Source organism: Austwickia chelonae NBRC 105200 (assembly GCF_000298175.1).
Lineage (GTDB): Bacteria > Actinomycetota > Actinomycetes > Actinomycetales > Dermatophilaceae > Austwickia > Austwickia chelonae.
Genome location: NZ_BAGZ01000008.1, coordinates 228745 through 247513 on the forward strand (window position 1 = coordinate 228745; position 18769 = coordinate 247513).

The window sequence follows — 18769 nt, forward strand, 5'->3', positions numbered from 1 at the left end:
CGGACGGCGGCCGCGGTGTCCGGTTCTTCCCGGCGGGGGCCGGGCACCGCCGCGGAACGGCCTGGGTGGTCAGTCCTGCCCGCCGGAGATGTTGACATGCCAGAGGACGCCGAACCGATCGGTCAGGAGGCCGTAGTCGTCACCCCACATCTGGCGTTCCAGAGGCATCAGGATCCGAGCGCCTTCGGAGAGCGCGGTCCAGTAGCCGCGTAAGGTGTCGCCGTCGTCGCCGGAGATGCTGATCTGCACGTTGTTTCCTGGCTGGTAGGGCAGGCCCATGCCCTCGGCGGTGTCGCTGGCGTACAGGTGGAAGCCGGCCGGAGTCTCCAATGCGGCATGCATGACGCCGTCCAGTTCCATCCCTGCTTCTCGGAAGGTCATGACCCGGACGCTTCCGCCGAGCGCGCGGGCGTAGAAATCCATCGCGTCGGCACACTGACCGTCGAAGGTCAGATACGGGTTGAGCTGCTGAGTCATCGGAGATCCCCTCGGAAGAGCTCGTGTCCGGCGGGGAGTTCGTCCCCTTTGTCAGATTAGGTGGGGCGAGGTTGTGTGGCAATGGCTTCCGCGAGGCCTGTGGTTCCACGGTCCGTCCACCGGTGAGAATGGACGATCGGGAAAGGACATCTGATGGCGGCGACACGCAGGCATGCCCATGTCACGACCGTGCTCGGTGAGCTCCTGCTCGTCGCGGACGTGGAGAATCTGGTCGGGATCTACTTCCCTGAGCATCGGTATCCGCCGTCGGTCTCCGAGATCGGCGAGGAGACCACGGAGGAGACGGACGAGCTGATCGCCCGGGCGGCGCGGGAGCTGCGTGAATACCTGGGCGGGGATCGCCGCTCCTTCGACCTCCCGGTGGCTTCTGCCGGGAACGAGTTCTCCGAACGGGTGTGGGCTCTGCTCCGGACGATCCCTTACGGGACGACGACGACCTACGGTGCGCTGGCCGAGCAGCTGGGGAACAAGGCCTTGGCGCAGAGGGTGGGCCAGGCCGTCGGTCGCAATCCGTTGAGCATCGTCGTCCCCTGCCATCGGGTGGTCGGCGCGGACGGGTCGTTGACCGGTTTCGCCGGTGGGCTCGATCGAAAGCGTTTCCTGCTGGGGTTGGAGGAGTCGGAGGCGGGTCGGGCGGGCAGGTTGTTCTGAGCCGGACCCGGTTCTGAGCCCCGGGTCGTATCTGGGCGGTGTCGTCGTCGGGTTGTCCCCGGCGTATGACGCGGTAGTCCTCGACGTCTCCTGCCCCCAAATGTATGATCGAGACTGACTGAAAACTGCTTCAACCAATCATTTCTACGCAACGAGGCGAAGAGTGATGCGAGCACGACCGCACCACGACCCCGCCGTGCACCCCACGGAGGCAGAAAGTGACCTACGTCGCCGCCCTCGACGTAGGAGGCACCCGGATCAAAGCCGCACTGGTCGGCGCCGACGGCAGCCTGCAACACACCCTCACCGCCCCCACCCCCGCCACGGTGAACCGACACCTCGGACGGACCGTCGCCGAACTCCTGGAACGGCTCACCCAGCAGAGCGCACACCCTGCCCAAGCCATCGGAGTCACCGTCCCCGGCGTCGTCGACGAGAGCCGCAACCTCGGCATCAGATCGGCGAACCTCCACTGGCGCGACCTCGACCTGCACCACCCGATCCACGAAGCGACCGGCCTGCCCACCGCCATCGGCCACGACGTCCGAGCGGGCCTCGTCGCCGAGAGCTGGATCGGCGCCGCACGCCACCACCCCGACGTCCTCTTCATGCCCATCGGCACCGGGATCTCCGCCGCCCTGCGCGTCGACGGCCACGAACTCGTCGCCGGTGGCTACGCCGGAGAGATCGGCCACACCGTCGTCGACCCGGACGGCCCGGAATGCCCCTGCGGTGCCCGAGGATGTCTCGAAGCACACTCCTCGGCGCGAGCCATCGCCCACCGCTATGCGACCCGAGCCGGCATCGACCCCGCCACCGTCGACGCTTACACCGTCGCCGCCAAAGTCGAAGCAGAAGATCCACTGGCCTGCGAGATCTGGGCAGAGGCCGTCGACCACCTCGCACGGGTCCTCGCCCTCACCGCCAATGCCTGCGGCATCCCCGTAGCCGTCGTTGGAGGCGGGCTCGCCAACGCCGGGGACACCCTCTTCAAGCCCCTGCGCACCCGCGCCGCAGCCCACGGCAGCGCACTGCGTCCCCTGCAGATCGTCCCCGCGCGCCTCGGCGACCTCGCCGGATGCCTCGGAGCCGGCCGCCTCGCCTGGCGACTCCTGGAGAAAACGTGATCGTCACCGTCACCGCGAACCCCGCACTCGACATCACCTACCGGCTCGACGAATTCCACCCCGGACATAGCCACCGCATCGAACAGGTCGCCGCCAGAGCCGGCGGCAAAGGCATCAATGTCGCCGCCGTCCTCCGCGACTTCGGCTATCCGGTGACCGCCACCGGCGTCCTCGGCGGAGCCACCGGGCGGCTCATCGCGGAAGACCTGCGCGTCCGAGGACTCGACCCCGACGACTTCGTGCCCTTCGACGGCGAGAACCGCAGAACCGTCAACGTCCTCACCCCGGAGAAGGCCACCATGCTCAACGAGGCAGGACCTCTCCTGGACACCGGGAGCTGGACGAGCCTGGAACGACGGACCCACCGACTGTTGGCCCGGCCCGGCCCGGCAGTCCTCGTCATCTCCGGAAGCCTGCCGCCAGGCGCCGACGACACCTGCTATGCCCGGCTGCTCCACAGCTGCGGGGAACACGTCGTCCGCATCGTCGACGTCGGCGGGTCGGCACTGCTGGCGGCCTGCACGGAAAGACCGGACCTGGTCAAACCCAACCGCATCGAACTCGCGGCAGCGACCGGGCTGGACGACCCGGTAGCCGGCGCCGAGGAACTGCTCCGGCACGGTGCCCGCCAGGTCGTGGTCAGCGACGGTGAACGCGGAATCCTCCTCGTCCGCCCGGAGCGACCTCCCGTCCGGGCATATCTCGACGCCCCGTTGAGCGGCAACCCGACCGGAGCCGGTGACGCGCTCGCAGCGGCCTTCGCCGCCGCCGCCGTCGACGGACGTGCTTTCGGGGAGGCTCTGCGACGAGCCGTGACCTGGTCCGCTGCTGCTGTGCTCAGCCCAGTCGCGGGTTGCGTAGATCCGGAGCGGGCCGACGGGATGCTCACCCACGTCGTGATCGAGGAGATCGTATGAGTCTGGCCACCCTGTCCGATGTGCTCGCTCCGGCCTATCGGACCGGGCGCGGGGTCGGAGCCTTCAACGTCATCCAGGTCGAGCACGCCGAAGCCCTGGTCGCGGCGGCCTCGGACACCGGACTGCCCGTCGTGCTGCAGATCAGTGAGAACTGCGTCAAGTACCACGGCGGATTGTTGACGCCGATCGCGGCCGCCACCCGTGAACTGGCGGATCAGGCGCCGGTCCCTTGTGTGCTCCACCTCGACCACGCCACCGACCTCGAGCTGATCGCCGAAGCCGTGGACTTCGGATTCACCTCGGTGATGTACGACGGGTCGAGACTGCCCGACGAGGAGAACCGGAAGAACACCGGTGTCCTCGCGGCGAACTGTCGCGACCGGGGGGTGTCCTTGGAGGCTGAGCTGGGTGAGATCGGCGGCAAGGACGGAGCCCACTCGCCGGGCGCACGCACCGATCCTGCGGAAGCCGCTCGTTTCGTGGCGGACACCGGGGTCGATGCGCTCGCCGTGGCGGTCGGGTCGAGCCACGCGATGACCGAGCGGACGGCACGTCTGGACCTGGAGCTCATCGCGCAGATCAGACGGGCGATTCCTGTTCCGCTGGTGCTGCACGGCTCCTCGGGGGTGCCGGACGAGCTCCTCTCTGCGGCTGTCCGTGCCGGGATGACGAAGATCAATATCGCGACCCATCTGAATGTCGTCTTCTCCACGGCATTGCGCGACTACCTGGCGGAGAACCCCGGCACGGTCGACACCCGGAAGTTCTTCGGGCCGGCCCGGCACGCGGTGCGTGCGGAGAGCGCCCGCCTGATGAACCTGCTCGCTGCAGTCTGAGCGGCCGACGGTGGCGAGGCCGCGATAGGTGGGCCGCGGTGGTGGGCGGCGGTCTTCACCCGGTCACAGGATGATCGACCGGGTCAGGTGCATCGGTGCGTCCGGGTCCAGCCCGTGGGCCGTGGAGACGGCCAGACAGAGCCGATGCACCCGGACCAGTTCGCTGAGCGGATCGCTGTCGCGGTGTTCGAAGTGGGCGCCGGTCGCGGTGACCTGCTCGGCGAGACCGGCGGGGACCTCGCCGAGAGCCCAGACCACCCGGTTCGGACCGGCGATGCTGATGGGCCCGTGCCGATATTCCGTCGCGGGATAGGACTCGGTCCATCGGCGGGCTGATTCGCGGAGTTTCAGCGCGGCTTCGTGGGCCAATCCGACGGTCCACCCGCGGCCCAGGAAAGTGAACTGTTCGGCGTGGACGAGCCGGTCGTGCGGGGGTGTCTCGTCGAGTACCGCTCGGGCGTCGGCGACGGCCTCGGCGAGGTCTTCGCCCAGGGACGCGCGTAGGAGAGACAAGGTGGTGGTGGCGAATCGGGTCTGGACGACGCTTTTCTCGTCGACCCGTGACATGTCGATGACCTTGTCGGCCCGTCGGGCGACGGGTGTGTCCTGGGTGCCGACGAGGGCGACGTGGGGGATGCGCAGCCGGTGCAGGGTGTCGACGACGTCGACGATCTCGGTGGTGGTGCCCGATCGGCAGATGACCACGGCCTGGTCGTAGCCGCGTTCGAGGTGGTGTTCGCTGGCGGGGAAGGCGTCGGTCCATCCTGCTTCGGCGCGGGTGCGTAGTCCGGCGTAGGCCTGCGCCATGTAGAGGGAGGTTCCGCAACCGATGGCGGCGACGCGCTCGCCGGGGGCGGGGAGCAGATCTGCGATCTCGGCGGCGCGGGTGCCGGCCCAGGCCCAGTCGTCCGGTTGGTCGGCGAGTTCGAGGGCAAGATAGGACGGATTACCACTCATGGAGTTCCTCCCCTGAGTAGAGAGACCAGGAAGACCATTACTGATCGATGAAACCTAAAATCGATCATAACCAATCAATAGTGACGCATGCCAGGAGATCATCGATGGCCGACAACACCTCAGGACGCAGCCACCGGTGGGCCGCACTGCTCGACCTCCTCAGCGAACGCGGACGGCTCAGCGTCACCGAGGCCTGCGCCGAACTCGGCGTCTCCGAAGCCACCATCCGCCGCGATTTCGGGCTGCTCGCCGACCAACAACTCGCCACCCGCACCCACGGCGGCGTCGTCGCCACCACCGTCGCCTACGACCTACCGGCCCGCTACCGCTCCTCCACCCCCGACGACGCCAAGAGCCGGATCGCCCAACGAGCCGCCGACCTCCTCCCCGCCGGCGCTGTCGTCGGACTCAACGGCGGAACCACCACCACCGACGTCGCCCATCGCATCGCCAGCCGACCCGACCTCGCCCAGCACGAGACCGCCACCCTCACCGTCGTCACCAACGCCCTCAACATCGCCGGACAACTCGTCCTGCGTCCCTACCTCCGCTGCGTCAGCCTCGGCGGCATCGCCCGACCCGAGTCCTACGAAGTCACCGGCCCCCTCGCCGCATCAGTCATGGAACAACTCTGGCTCGACGTCGCCATCCTCGGTGTCGCCGCCTTCTCCGCCCGGAACGGAGCCACCTGCGGACACGAAGAAGAAGCTGCGATCGGACGCATCATGGCCGAACGCTCCGACCGGGTCGTCGTCGTCGCCACCGGCGCCAAGATCGGACGCCACGCCTTCGCCCGCATGATCGACAGCGACGACATCGACACCCTCGTCACCGACGACAGCGCCGACCCGGAAGAACTCACCGCGCTCCAGGAAAAAGGAACGGAGATCATCCTGGCCTGAACGAGCCCGGAACCGAACCGGCCCACCCGATCAGGTCAAGGCCCTCACCCGAGCAGAACCCTCCCCAGGTCCGGGGCAGGCTCACGCGGCGAGAACGCCGTGAGCGTGTTGAACCCGGCCTGCAAGGGCAGACGTCGCTTCGCCACCGAGAAAGAACCCCGGAAGGAACCCGAACCCAGCCTCCCCAGATCGACGACATCCCGGCCGTTCACCTGCAGATACAACGGACGGGCCTCGGCGCAACGGTACTCGACCCCGACCTCGTGGAATCCGGCCCGAGGCACCCACAGATGCCGTAAGGACACGTGATTACCCACCCCGCCACCCAGATGCCGGGTCACATGGTTCCGGGCGCGCGCCGTCCCCGCGAGATAGCCGTCGCTCCACCACGTCCGCCACGGGAAAGCGGGGACGCGCTGGTATGCCCGGAAGTAGTCGATCTCGAAGGTCTTCGGATACGGGACGGTCGGGTCGAAAGGACCGGACCATGACGTGGGGCGCGTCTTCTCGTACACGCCGAGGAGCGTCAGCAGCGGGTAGTCCGGCGCCCGCCGTTGACGGCAGGTCACCGCGCCGTCCAAGGTGAACAGCAGATGGTTCTCCTCCCACTCCATGCCGAAGACGTGGTAGTCCTGCGAATAGTCCACGCCGGGGGCCCCGATCTTCTTCGGCAGTCCCCACATCAGCAGTCTGCGGTCGTGCCAGGCGTGGAAGGCGATCTGTCCTCGAGAGGCTCGGTTCCGTCCGAAGAATTCGAAGATGTCGATCTCCGCAGCCTGACCGGACGTCGACCCGTCACCGTCCGCCTTGTCCTGGTTGGCGCCGATCATCCACCACGCCGAATGCAGTCCTCCGCCGGGGGCGACCTTCGCACGCAGCTCGAAATAGCCGTATTTCTGCAGATAGTTCCGTTGCGGAGTCTCGTGATGGTGCACGCCCGAGTAATCGGCCCATCGGTGCAGATGGTCGCGTTCGTAGCTCTGGAAACTCGACACCTTGGTGTACGGATCCTTCACCGCGTCCCATCCGGGCATGTCCTTCTCGATCTGCAACCGCAGTGCGGACGGACCGTGGGCGTACCGGGCCTTGGTGCGGTCGGGGGTGCTCCAGTGCGGCAGATAATGGTCCACCCAGAGTTTCTGGTTGTGCCCTCCCGCGAACTCGTCGCTCGCGGTGAGGAGATAACCCGGACGGTTCGGGGTGGTCCGATCGATCAGTTCACTCTGGAAACGGCACTCAGGGAGCGGTTCCTTCACCGAGAACCGGGGGATTCCAGCTGAGGCGGCGGCTGAAGGGGCGCCCTGCGGTCGGGAGCCCAGCAGCGCTCCGGTGCCGAGCGCCGCAGCCCCCTGCAGGAATGATCGTCTCTTCATCGTGTTCTCCTCAGGGACTTTTCCGGTGGCGGGAGGAGGGGGTGCCCGACGGCGGTCGTGCAGTGGCAGATACGAGGGTGAGTGCGTGCGATCTGAGATGGTGGAGCCGCGCCGGTGAGGGGCTGGGGGTGTGGAAACCTCGGGCGATGTCCTCGGCGAGGAGTCGACGGGTCGCTTCGTCGCCGTGGACTTCGGCGACGGCCTCCCACAGGGCGAGGTCGTCCCAGGCCGCGGACAGGGCACGGTGACGCAGACTCGGCAGCGCTTGTCGGCCCGGACCGGGGTAGACGACGAAGGCGTCGCCGGAGAGGAAGGCGCCTCCGGCGGCGGTTTCCTGCCACGGGTCGACCGGACGTCGTCCGAACTGGGTCCGGTAGAAGTTGAACCCCCAGTGGAGGAATCCCTCCGCCCGGTGTCCGTGCAAGTGGAGGGCCAGGGCTCGATGGCGGGTCATCGGTTGAGCGATGAACCGGTTCGCCACCGCGCGGCACTGGGAGACGCAGTGATATACCCATCGCGCCGGGTGCCCTTGCGCGAGAAAGCTTTCCACGTGATCGGTCGCGACGATGGGTTCGTCGACGAGGTCGAGGAACGACGGATCGGACAGGGCGTCGACCGTGCGGGCGCCGACCAGTAGATCAGCCACCACGGACCGGGCGGCGGCATAGGCCGCCCGATGCTCGGGCCGGGGTTCGTCGGAGATGTGCCAGAGCACCGGTCCGCCCCAGGCCCGGTCCAGATAGGAACGCAGGAAGGGCACCAGGGCTTCGAGGAAACCGCGGTATGACGGATCGGTCGCAGGAGTGCCCCATCCGAACCGTGGCTCACCGTCGACGACGAACCGGGGTGTGGCCTCGGCGCCCCACTGGGTGAACAGATGGGGCACCTCGAAGTGGGTGAACCCGTGTCTCTTCAGGCCCTGTACCCACCGGTCGAGGCGGGTCGTCCCGAATTCCCAGTGTCCGTCCTGCTCGTGGAGATCCAACAGCTGGGAGGTGGTGCGATAACGTCCGGGGGCGATGTCCAGCATCGGGGTCCACAGCGGGGACAGCAGGCCGGTCACCCCCATGTCGGCGGCAGCGGCCTGGAAGGAGTCGACGGCTCGCCAATGACCCGGTGACCACATGTCGTCCTGGTAGAACTCGGCGAGGCAATCGGCGTGGAACCATTCGACATGGGCCACCCGGGACGGCCGAGGAATACTGTCGACCACGCGGAGCGGCACCTGTTCCACCGCGACCGGGGAACCGGACACTTCCACCTCGACCTGTACCTGATGTTCTCCGGGTTCCTGCAGGTGCAGGTCGACCCAATAGGCATTCCATCCTGCCGAGGGCAGTTCGTCCGGCCGCACCGGTAGCAGGACGTCGGGGTAGAGGCCGGGAATGTCGTCGATCCATTCCTCGTCGTGGTCGCGCCACGTCGGAACCTGAACCGGGACCATGCCGACCTGATGGACGACCGGGTGGGCAGCGACCGTGGTCACTCGCACGCTGGGGGTGCCGGGGGGCCGATCCTGCGCGGTGGCGGGAGGACGGACCGCCACCTGGAAGGAAATCCGCTGTCCGAGTCTTCCGGCGAGGGGTGTCCTCCGGTCCAGGGGACGCGGTGCGAGGTGGGTGCGGATCTTCTCCAGGTCGTCGCAGAGCACCACCGTCCATCGGTTGTTCATCCTTTGACCCCGGTGCTCGCCACGCCTTCGACGAAGGCTTTCTGGAGGAGGACGTACACCAGGAAGGGCACGGTGAACGCGATGGTCGTGCCGGCCATGACCATCCCGTACTGAGTCTCGAAGGAACCCTTGAGTTGTGCGACCGCCAGGGTGACCGTGCGCATCGAGTCGTCGTTGACGGAGACCAAGGGCCACAGGAAATCGTTCCAGGTGGTGAGGAAGGTGAACACGGTCAGGGTCACCAGGACCGGCCGGATGATCGGCAGCACGATCGACACGAAGATCTGACGGTCGGAGGCCCCGTCGATCCGGGCGGCCTCGAAGAGCGAGACCGGGATGGACACCATGAACTGGTGGATGAGGAAGACGCCGAAGGCGTTGACGACCGGCAGCGCCAGCGAGAGGTAGCCGCCGAGCAACCCGGCCTCACGAAAGATCAGGAAGAGCGGGATCATCGTGACCTGGCTGGGGATCATCATGGTGAGCAGGTAGACCGCGAAGAGCGTCTTCGACCCGGGGAAGGGTCGAACGGCGAAACCGTAGGCGGCTGTTGCGCAGACGATGTTGTTCAGGGCGCACGCTATCAACACGACGACCGTGGTGTTGACCAGCGCCTGACCGAATCCGTGCACGGTCATCAGGTCGGCGAAGTTGCCGAAGGTGAGCGCGTCGGGGTCGATCTCGAAACGCAGGGTGGTCGTCCGTTGGAAAGCGGTCAGGAGCATCAGCACGAACGGAAGAGCGGCCGAGATCACCAGGAGTGCGGTCGCGGCCCAGAGAACTATGCGGCTGAGGCGTCCCATGTCATCGGTCCCGACGTCGGAAGAACAGATGTTGTGCCGCAGAAGCGGCCGCGATGATCATGAGGAGCACCATCGCCATGGCGGAGGCGTAGCCCATGTCGAAGCTCTTGTACGCCGACTCGTAGACCGCCATGACGATCGTGGAGGTGGCGCCGCCGGGACCACCTCCGGTCATGGCGTATACCAGGTCGAAGACCTGGAATGACCAGATGGTGGAGAGCACCGTCACCAGGAAGACGACCGGACGCAGCCCGGGAACGGTGATGTGCAGGAACTGCCGCCATCCGCCCGCGCCGTCGACCTGGGCGGCTTCGTAGAGCTCGCGGGGGATGTCGAGGATGCCTGCGTAGAAGATGACCAGGAAGTAGCCGAGGTTCTTCCACACGGAGACGAGAGCCACGCAGAACAAGGCCGTGTTCGGGTCGCCGAGGAAATTGATCGAGGCGAGCCCGAGACGGCGCAGGACGGTGTTGAAGAAACCGCTGCCTGGGGCAAGCATGTACTGCCAGACCGTGCCCACCAGGACCAGGGAGGCGACGACCGGGACGAAGAGCACCGAGCGCACCATCCGGTTGAGGAGGAGCCACCGGGTGTCGACCAGGAGCGCTGCTATGCCCATCGGGATCACGGTCTGCAAGGGAACCGCGATCAGGGTGAAGATCGCGGTGTTCACGAGTGCGGCGGAGAAATGAGGGTCGTCGAGCAGTTTCTCGTAGTTGGCGGCACCGGTGAACCGGGGGCTGTCGAAACCGGAGTAGTCGGAGAAGCTCAGTCCGGCTGACATCACCATCGGGGCGATCGCGACGACGGTGATGACGATCAACGACGGTGCCACGTACCACAGACCTGTCCACCGGCGTTGTCGGATGCCCATGAGGTTCCCTCCTTCGGGGCCGATGTGCTTCGGGCGACGGGCGACGGCGCAGACTCCCGTACCGGGCGATCACTTCTTCAATGCCGCATTTCCTTCTTTGGCCGCATCCTTCATGGCTTGTTCCGGTGTCTTCTCCCCACCCAACATCTGTTGGAGATTCTTGTAGAGGGCGTTGTAGGCGGGCGCGCCGTTGGTGATCACCGGGAGTGCGTGAAGGATGTCCTTCTGTTCGGTGTAGATGTCTGCGAATTCTTTGTCGTACGCCTTCTTTGCGTCTTTACCGATCGGCGGGAAATGCATTCGTTCGCGGAACTTGTCCGCCTGGGGGCCTTTGGTGAGGAAATCCATCAGCGATGCGCACAGCTTCTTGTCGGCGCATTTGTCGAGCATCACGAGTGAGTCGGTGGCGATGAAGGTTCCCTCGCGTCGGTCCTTCAAGGACGCGGTGAATCCGTAGTTGAGGCCGGCTTTCTTCAGCTGCGGGGCGTGTGCTTCGGTGTCGAGCATGAAGGCAGCTTTTCCGGTGTGGAACTCCTTGTGTGCGGTGTCGGGGGTCGTTCCGGTGGCCTCGGCGGGTAGATATCCTTTGGTTTTGAGGTCGTTGATGAAGGTTGCGGCTCTGATGGCTTCGGGGGAGTCGAACCTGGTGGCCGTCCCCTCTGCATTGAACAGCTCTCCTCCGGCTTGCCAGAGGAAGGGGAAGAACTGGGCATTCAAGGTGCCGCGGGAGGGGTCTCCCCAGGCGCCGACGAACGGGGTGACCCCGGCGTTCTTCAGTTTTTCGCAGACGGCCAGGAACTCTTCCCATGTGGTGGGCGGTTGCGCGTCCGCCTTGGCCAGCAGGTCTTTGTTGTAGAACATGACGCGTGCTCCTCCTACGGCGAAGGGCAGGGCGTACTGTTTTTCACGGATTTTCCCCTTGTCGAGGAAAATGAGATTCGATTTCTGTGTGTCGGACAAGTGGCTGTCGAGATCGACAACTTTTTTGCGGGAGATGTAGTCGCCGAGCATCTCGAAATACATATAGCCGACGTCAGGCCCTTTACCCGAGGTCACTCCTGTCATGTACTTCGTCTCGTAGGAATCCCACGGCACGACGGTGACATCGACCTTCACTTTGTGTTCGTCGGCGAAGGGTTTGACGATCTCGTCCCACATGGCCTTGTCCTGGTTGTCCGAGGCCAGGGGCGGGACCCACACGGTGAGGCTTTCCATCTTCCCGCTCGTTCCGGTGGATCCGGAGCAGGCTGCCAGCCCGGGTGCCAGCAGGGTCAGGGCGGTTAGGGCGGCCAGTGTGCGAACCCTCATCGTTCGTCTCCTCGGGGGGATGCCGGCTGGGCCGGGGCGGGGTGCTCTGCGGGGGACCGACCTCGGTCGGGGGATGGCTGATCGGGGACGGCGAGGAGGACGTCGTGAGGATCGACCGCACGGTCCTCCACGGCGGTACCGGTCCAGATGTCACGGAGCGGACCGGTCACCGGAAGACGGATCGCCATTTCGTGGGGGTCCCGGGTGCGTAGGGTCGTGCCGTCCCAGGTGACGTGCACGGGTTCACGGCCTGTGGCGATGACGGCCACGGCATGTCGGCCCCGGGCGAGGGGACGGGTCCAGATCTCGTGGGTGTCCTCTCTGAGCAGACGGTTCCCGGGCCGTCCCGCCGGGTCCTGGTCGATGGCGATGACGCCGGGATTCGTCAGCACGGAGGACACCCATTCGGGCATCGTCCGGAGGTCGTTGCCGGCCATCAGTGGTGAGGCGAGCAATGACCACAGGGTCAGATGGGTGCGACATTCGGCGGCGGTGAGTTCTCCGTTGCCGACCTGCAGCATGTCCAGGTCGTTCCACCCTCCGGGTCCGGCATATCGGCCGATGAATCGGCTGTTGTGGGCGATGCCCAGGATGGATTCCCAGGTGGGCAGGATGTCGGGGGTGGTCCGCCAGGAGTGGGCCGTGCCGGGGGCCCACTCCCAGGGATTGCTCCGGCCGTACTCGGAGATGGAGTAGATCCCCGGCCAGCCGAGGTCGTCGATCACGGACCGCATCCTGGTGAAGGCACTCCGATAGTCCAGCCCGGTGCCGGACCGGTGGGCTTCGCACCAGTCGTACTTGAGGTAGCCGATGCCCCAGTCGGCGAATTGGGTCATGTCCTGCTGTTCGTGGCCGTAGGAGCCCAGCCCTTCCCCGGTGTATTGGTCGTAGATCATCGCGCAGGTCTGGCGGCCTGGGGAGGCGTAGATCCCCAGGGTCAGTCCACGCCGCTCGGTTTCTTCGACCAGGGCCGGGATGCCGCTGGGAAAACGGTGGGGGTCGCTGGCCAGGCGTCCGTGTCGGTCGCGTCGGGGTGCTTGCCAGCCGTCGTCGATCACCAGGTAGCGGTATCCGGCGTCGCGTAGGCCGGTGCTGGCCATGGCGTCGGCCATCGCGATCACCATCGTCTCGTCGATGGCGGTGCGGAAGGCGTTCCAGGTGCACCACCCCATGGGTGGGGTGGCGGCGATCGTTCCTTTTCCGGGGGTGGACATCGTCGTCCGGTTTGGGGATGGTCGATCGGTGGGGGGATCGAGGTGGGTGGGTCGGCGGTGAACAGGTCGGCTGGCGGAGGGCAAGGTCACCGGCTCCTGTCGGGCGCGGTGCTATTCGGTGGCGAGTTGCTGCCGTCGGACAGGATGGCAGCGGCTGGCGTAGCCGTGATCGGTCGTGGATGCACCATTGCCCTCCTCCATCACGAAAAGTGAGGTCACCGTGCTCTCCCTGAACGCCATTTCTCAGGTGAGCTATTAAGAGCGAATTCGGTTAAATCCAATCATGATCAATCATTGCGTGCCGTGGTTTTGGGGGGAATCGGCGCGGGACGTGTGTCGGGGACTCCGCCGCAGGTGGCATACGCCATGGAGTATGCGGAGGTCTGCTTCTCGGCACTGCGCGGACCTGGTCCTGTTCACCGGTTTGGCCGGCCTCTGGGCCCGACCGGCAGTCGTTCCCAGGCGAGTTTCAGGCGCTGACTCACTGCTCGTGACAAGCCCGCGGTGGGGGAAGGCCGACGTGGCCGCGACGGCCCCCACGGTGCCACTCTTGGGCGAGGCACTTGGAAGAGGGATCGTCTACGCGGGAGGGGCGAAGACCTGACGGCCCTGTCGGTCAAGAGCAGGCCGCTCGCTCGTCGCACATGTGCCGCAGGGGTCCTCCTGCGGCCCCAGCCGACAGAAAAAAGGTCCGACCTGCAGAGATGAGAAGTGCCCCCGGGCAGATTCGAACTGCCGACACCCGCTTTAGGAGAGCGGTGCTCTATCCCCTGAGCTACGAGGGCGTGACCTGCCAGCCGCAGGCACTCGCATAGTCTCTCATGCGTTTGGTTATGTGTCCCACTCGCCCGTCAACCCGGTCCACCGGTCCGGGGGGAGGCGCATCTACCGGCGTCTGACCTGCCGGGTCGGCGCAGGACACCGACCTGCAAGGGTGAGGTGGGAGGATCATGACACGCCGACCAGGGCGCGCGTGTCCAGGCCAGGGCTACCGCAGGTGAACACGTAGCCTGGGGGCGTGAATCCGACCCCAAAGCGGCCAACCGCCGGCACCGGTGGTGACACGGCACGTCGCACGTCGACGACAGCCGGTGGACGCACCACCGGCGCCCGACGCCGTGTGCACCCGCCTGCACCGCCGCAGGACGACACCTCCGACAAGGTCGTCGTCGACCGCTCGGGCCACACAGACCAAGAAGAACAACCCGAACACCAAAGCGGACCGAGCGAGAACATCGCTCCCGCCGAGACCACTTCTCAAGGACAGAGAACATCGGACATGGAGGTTAAGGTCGCTGACACCGCGAGCGCACAGGCAGCAGTCGGTGAGGACCGCCCGGTGAGCCGCCGCGACCGGCGCGTACCCGTCGCCGACGTCGGCTGGGAACCGGGCGCCGCCCCGTCGCGCAGCGAACGGGTCGGAGTGGCCCTCCGGACATGGCGGGGAGAACTCGCCGAGACCGGCGGACCCAACGCCCTGCTCTGGTACCGGGACAGCATCGACGGCGCGCTGGACCTGACGAAAGCCCACCCGACCGGCCTGTCGATGCTGATGGCCGGCAATGTCGTGCGCCTGTCGCACCTGGTGCGGGAATCGGCAGCCTTCCGGGACGTCCTGGTCACCACCCGGCGGATACGGGCGAAATCGTTGGAACTGTGGGAAGAACACGGCATCGCCTCCACCTACGTCTGTGTAGGCATGGCGACCTGGGAGCTGCCCGGCACCCTGCGCTGCCCCCAAGCGCCCATCATGTTGCGTTCGGTGCGTCTGCACGCCGTGGACGCCGGAGAGACCGACGTCGAGCTCGAACTGTCCTCCCGGATCGAGATCAACCCCGTCCTCATGCATTACATGTCCTCCGAGCAAGGGGTGCGGCTCGACGGGGACGCCCTCGCCGAACTCGCGCACTCCACCGGCAGGTTCGACCCGCTGCCGGTGTACCGCGAGCTCCGCAGGCTCCTCGTGCAGGTACCCGGTTTCACCATCGACGACCGACGGGTCCTGTCCACCTTCGCCCTGGGCAAGATGGCGATGGTCGCCGACCTGGCCGCCTTCGCCGGACTGGCCTCAGCGAACGACATCGTCGCCGCCCTCGCCGGAGACGCCGGCGGACGTGAGGCCCTACGATCCGACGCCGCCAGCGGACTCGCCGACCGCTCCAGACGACCCACCGAACCAGACCTCGACCGGGAACTGCTGGTCCTGGACGCCGACCCCCGCCAGGCCGAAGTCGTCGACGCGGCACGCAGCGGACGACATGTCGTCGTCGACGCGCCCCGCGGATCCGGCGCCACCCAGACCCTGGTGAATGTCGCCGCCGCTCTCGTCGGCAACGACCAACGGGTCCTGGTCATCAGCGAAAGCGCCAGACAGCTCGACGACTTCACCAAATACCTCGACAAGGCCGGCCTCTCCGAACTGGTGCTCGACGCCCGAGACCCCCAGGAACTACGCCGCACCCTCGCCCGCCGAGTCGTCGAAGGCATCGACGCCCACGACGAGGCCTACGACCTGAGATCGGTCCCGGAGAACGGCCGACAGGCCACCCGTTTCCGGTTCGCCGACGCCACCGAGAACCCACGCCCGGACGCAGACACCCCCGAAGCAGCCCTGTCACGCACCCGCGGACGTCTGGCCGCCCACATCGACTCCCTGCACGGCCGTCGCCAACCCTGGAATGTCAGCGTCTTCGACGCCCAGACGGCGCTCGCGGTGCTGTCCGCCCGGGAGAACGCGCCGACCTCGCGGGTCCGGATCGCGCCGGCGCCCCTGCACCAGCTGACCCGCCCGACGATGGAACGCCTCGCTGCCGAGGCCGCCGAGGTCGCCGCCGAAGGCGCATGGACGGCGAAAGGCGCCGACGACCCTTGGTGGGGGGTGCGTTTCCCCGGTATCGGTGACTACGAGCGGGGGCTCGCGCTCGTCCGACAGCTGGCGAAGAGACGTCTTGCCGAGGACCGGGCCTCGCTGAACGCGACCTTGTCCGCGGCCGGCCTGCCACCGGCGCATACCGTCGAGGACTGGGGAGTCGCGCTCGAACTCATCGCCGATGTCCGGGAGACCCTCGGGGACTACCGGCACGAGATCTTCCTGACCCCTTTGCAGCCGCTCATCGTGGCGACCTCGCCGAACAACGAGGGCCACGCCCGGTGGTGGACCCGTAGCGTCGGTAAGAAGACGGCCCGCTCCCTGGTGCTGCCCCACGCCCGGGTGGATTCCCTCCACGAGGGGTTGATCCGTGCCCAGGACCAGGTCGACCGGTGGTCGGCGCTGTCCGGACGGGACGCGGAACCCTGTGTTCCCGAGGGATACGACGACGCCTGCTCCCGGTGGGACTCCCTGGTCGCCGACCTGCACTGGCTCGACCAGGCGCTCGTGGGAAGTCGACAGGGCGGCGGGCTGCTCACCCAGCCGTTGGACGAGGTCCATCAACGTTTGATCCGACTCACCGAGCAGGGGGACCGGGTGCGGGTCCTCCCCAAGGTCGCCGAGCGGCTCGACCGATTGACCGCGGCGGGTCTGGGAGATCTCCTCGACGATCTGGCCTGCCGCAAGGTGCCGGTGGACAGAGTCGCCGCAGAGGTCGAATTCGTATGGTGGCTTTCCCTGCTCGATCACATCGCGCGGGAGGACAATGCTTACGGACAGCATGACGGCGCGGGGCTGCGCTCGCTGTCGAGGCATTTCGCCGACAGCGATCGGGCTCTGCTGGCCGGGCGGGCGGCACATGTCCTCGACCGGGCCAGGGCACATGCCCGGGTGGAGGCGTCCACCCGCCCCGACCAGGTGACCGCTCTGCGGGCCGCGGTCGACGAGGAACAGCCGCGTCCGATCCGCACCCTGTTGGCCGATACCGGTGAAGTCGCTGCCGCGGTCGCTCCGATCTGGGTGATGAGCCCCTTGACGGTCGCCTCGGTGGTGCCCACCCACCTGGCGTTCGATGCGGTCCTGATCGACGATGCCGGACGGCTTCCTCTGTCCCATGCCATCTCGGCGCTGACCCGAGCCGCCCATGTGGTGGCGGTCGGTGATCTGCGCTGCCTGGAGCCGATGCAGTTCGACACCCTCGCCACCGGTGACACCTACCTCCCCGACACCGAATACCAAGGACTGGCATCGGTGTTGACCGAGCTGGCAGCCCTTCTGCCTCCGCGGCGGCTCGATCGGGTCTACGGGGAACGGGATGCCCAACTGGTGTCCTTCGCGAATGCCCGTCGCGACGAACCGATCGAGGTATGGCCCAATGCCGGACGTTCAGTTCCGGTGCGTCTGCTGCGCACCGGTGTGGTTCTGTCCTCCGCGGACGACGAAGGGCAGGCGGCAGAAGGCCGGGAGAACAGTAGGGTCGTCGAACTCGTCGTGGAACACGCTCGTCGTCGGCCCGGGGACAGCATCGCCGTGGTGGCGCTCTCCCCGGAGCAGGCCCAGACCTTGGACCGGGACATCCGTTATGCCTTCACCCAGGACGCACAGGCGGCCTCTGCGGCCTGTCTGGTGGAGAAACACCCTGAACGCCTGTTGATCACCACGGTCGACGACGCCGCAGGGCACAGCCGTGACACAGTCGTCTTCGCCAGCGGATTGGTGCCCGGCGCCGACGGGCAGATGCATCTGCCGGAGCGGCTCGTCCGCTACGACGGTGATCGGGTCGTCGACACCGTGGTCGCCATGGCCCGGCATCGCTTGGACATCGTCACCGCGGTGACCCCGGCCGATATGGCGCGGGTCGCCGACGGGGGCCCTGGCCAGCGCCGCCTCGCCGAGCTGTTGGCCTATGCCGAACAAGGCGGGTCCTCCGGCGGATGCGCAGCCATCGGCCCGGCTCCTGCACCTGGGGCAGGTTCTGCTCCGGGTGCGTCCCCCGCAGGCCAGGACAAGCCGGAAGAAGCCAAGAAGCCGGGGGCGGAGGGCGGCGACGACCCGGAGGAGAAGGTCTCCGAGTACACGGCGGAGGAACGTCTCCGGCTGGCCGGACGACATGCCCTGGTCACCGAACTGGCCACCAGGTTGCGCACAGAGGGCCTGACCGTCCACGAAGGTTTCGGCTTCGGCCGGATGCGCTTGGACCTCGTGGTCGAGGACCCGCACCATCCCGGGAGCATGACGGTCGCGGTCGTCTCCGACGGGGACCGCGCCGCTGGGGTGTCGACGGTGCGTGAACGAGAAAGGTTGATCCCCGAACAGTTGGCCTTGCGGGGGTGGCGGTGTGTGCGGGTGTGGAGCACGGACATCTTCCGTGACCCGGCCCGTGATGTCGCCCGTATCGTGGAGATCGTCCGCGAGTAGGAGCGAGGGAATCGGTGGAGCAGAACAGGCCCGAGATCAGACGGGTCGGCCGTCGGCGTGTACGCACTGACGATGCGCCGGGAGTGGTGCCGCAGCTGGACCCGACCTCGGACGATCTGGAGGTTCCGCCATCCGTCCCAGGTGGGCGTGCCGCCGGACGGACCGGCGGAAAACCCGCCCTGTTGAGTGAACGTGACCGGTGGATCCTGGAGCAACGGCCGCCGCACTGGGGCTGAAGTTGTCTCGACACCACAGGTGAGCAGAGCACCTGGTGACAGCGGAGGGGCGGGACATCGTCAGATGTCCCGCCCCTCCGCTGTGGCGGCTGCGATCCTGCCGGCCGGTGTACT

Annotated in this window: 14 protein-coding genes and 1 tRNA gene; 6 read left to right on the top strand and 9 right to left on the bottom strand. The window is 66.9% G+C overall.

Going from position 1 to position 18769, the window contains the following annotated elements:
- Window positions 1-69 precede the first annotated feature (69 nt).
- Entirely contained in the window at window positions 70-477 is a 408-nt protein-coding gene (locus tag AUCHE_RS07660; protein WP_006502712.1) for a VOC family protein, read from the bottom strand.
- 153 nt (window positions 478-630) lie between these two features.
- Here AUCHE_RS07660 and AUCHE_RS07665 point away from each other — a divergent pair, with 153 nt between their 5' ends.
- The 4 genes from AUCHE_RS07665 to AUCHE_RS07680 all read left to right on the top strand — a co-directional run bounded on the left by AUCHE_RS07665 (window position 631) and on the right by AUCHE_RS07680 (window position 4029).
- A complete protein-coding gene (locus tag AUCHE_RS07665) occupies window positions 631-1149 on the top strand; it encodes a methylated-DNA--[protein]-cysteine S-methyltransferase (protein ID WP_006502713.1) in 519 nt (172 codons plus the stop codon).
- A 218-nt stretch (window positions 1150-1367) separates the two neighbouring features.
- Window positions 1368-2276, top strand: coding sequence for an ROK family protein (locus AUCHE_RS07670; protein ID WP_006502714.1), 909 nt, complete (start codon window positions 1368-1370; stop codon window positions 2274-2276).
- On the top strand, window positions 2273-3193 hold the full coding sequence (locus tag AUCHE_RS07675; protein ID WP_006502715.1) for a 1-phosphofructokinase family hexose kinase: 921 nt from the start codon (window positions 2273-2275) through the stop codon (window positions 3191-3193). Before AUCHE_RS07670 ends, AUCHE_RS07675 begins: the two co-directional genes overlap by 4 nt.
- The gene (locus tag AUCHE_RS07680) at window positions 3190-4029 is read left to right on the top strand and encodes a class II fructose-bisphosphate aldolase (protein WP_006502716.1); all 840 of its coding nucleotides are present in this window, start codon (window positions 3190-3192) and stop codon (window positions 4027-4029) included. Before AUCHE_RS07675 ends, AUCHE_RS07680 begins: the two co-directional genes overlap by 4 nt.
- A gap of 63 nt (window positions 4030-4092) precedes the next feature.
- Here AUCHE_RS07680 and AUCHE_RS07685 read toward each other — a convergent pair whose 3' ends face one another.
- Entirely contained in the window at window positions 4093-4986 is an 894-nt protein-coding gene (locus tag AUCHE_RS07685; protein WP_006502717.1) for an SIS domain-containing protein, read from the bottom strand.
- A 104-nt stretch (window positions 4987-5090) separates the two neighbouring features.
- On the opposite strand from AUCHE_RS07685, the gene AUCHE_RS07690 reads away from it, so the two are divergent.
- Window positions 5091-5888 (top strand): DeoR/GlpR family DNA-binding transcription regulator, encoded by a 798-nt coding sequence (locus AUCHE_RS07690; protein WP_006502718.1) that lies wholly within the window; start codon window positions 5091-5093, stop codon window positions 5886-5888.
- A gap of 44 nt (window positions 5889-5932) precedes the next feature.
- Here the strand turns inward: AUCHE_RS07690 and AUCHE_RS07695 are convergent, their stop codons facing one another.
- The 7 genes from AUCHE_RS07695 to AUCHE_RS07725 all read right to left on the bottom strand — a co-directional run bounded on the left by AUCHE_RS07695 (window position 5933) and on the right by AUCHE_RS07725 (window position 13917).
- Window positions 5933-7261, bottom strand: a complete 1329-nt coding sequence (locus AUCHE_RS07695) for a family 16 glycosylhydrolase (RefSeq protein WP_006502721.1) — start codon at window positions 7259-7261, stop codon at window positions 5933-5935.
- Window positions 7262-7271: 10 nt separating this feature from the next.
- Window positions 7272-8933: a DUF4091 domain-containing protein gene (locus AUCHE_RS07700; protein ID WP_006502722.1), complete on the bottom strand. Its 1662-nt coding sequence runs from the start codon at window positions 8931-8933 to the stop codon at window positions 7272-7274.
- Window positions 8930-9736 (bottom strand): carbohydrate ABC transporter permease, encoded by an 807-nt coding sequence (locus AUCHE_RS07705; RefSeq protein ID WP_006502723.1) that lies wholly within the window; start codon window positions 9734-9736, stop codon window positions 8930-8932. The genes AUCHE_RS07700 and AUCHE_RS07705 overlap by 4 nt, the downstream gene beginning before the upstream one ends.
- A gap of 1 nt (window position 9737) precedes the next feature.
- Entirely contained in the window at window positions 9738-10610 is an 873-nt protein-coding gene (locus AUCHE_RS07710) for a carbohydrate ABC transporter permease (protein WP_006502724.1), read from the bottom strand.
- A gap of 69 nt (window positions 10611-10679) precedes the next feature.
- The gene (locus tag AUCHE_RS07715) at window positions 10680-11918 is read right to left on the bottom strand and encodes an ABC transporter substrate-binding protein (RefSeq protein WP_006502725.1); all 1239 of its coding nucleotides are present in this window, start codon (window positions 11916-11918) and stop codon (window positions 10680-10682) included.
- Entirely contained in the window at window positions 11915-13132 is a 1218-nt protein-coding gene (locus AUCHE_RS07720) for a glycoside hydrolase family 27 protein (RefSeq protein WP_006502726.1), read from the bottom strand. The genes AUCHE_RS07715 and AUCHE_RS07720 overlap by 4 nt, the downstream gene beginning before the upstream one ends.
- Before the next feature lie 712 nt (window positions 13133-13844).
- Window positions 13845-13917: transfer RNA gene (locus tag AUCHE_RS07725), tRNA-Arg, on the bottom strand.
- A gap of 233 nt (window positions 13918-14150) precedes the next feature.
- Between AUCHE_RS07725 and AUCHE_RS07730 the strand changes: the two genes are divergently transcribed.
- Window positions 14151-18419, top strand: a complete 4269-nt coding sequence (locus tag AUCHE_RS07730; protein ID WP_143114769.1) for a hypothetical protein — start codon at window positions 14151-14153, stop codon at window positions 18417-18419.
- Window positions 18420-18769 lie beyond the last annotated feature (350 nt).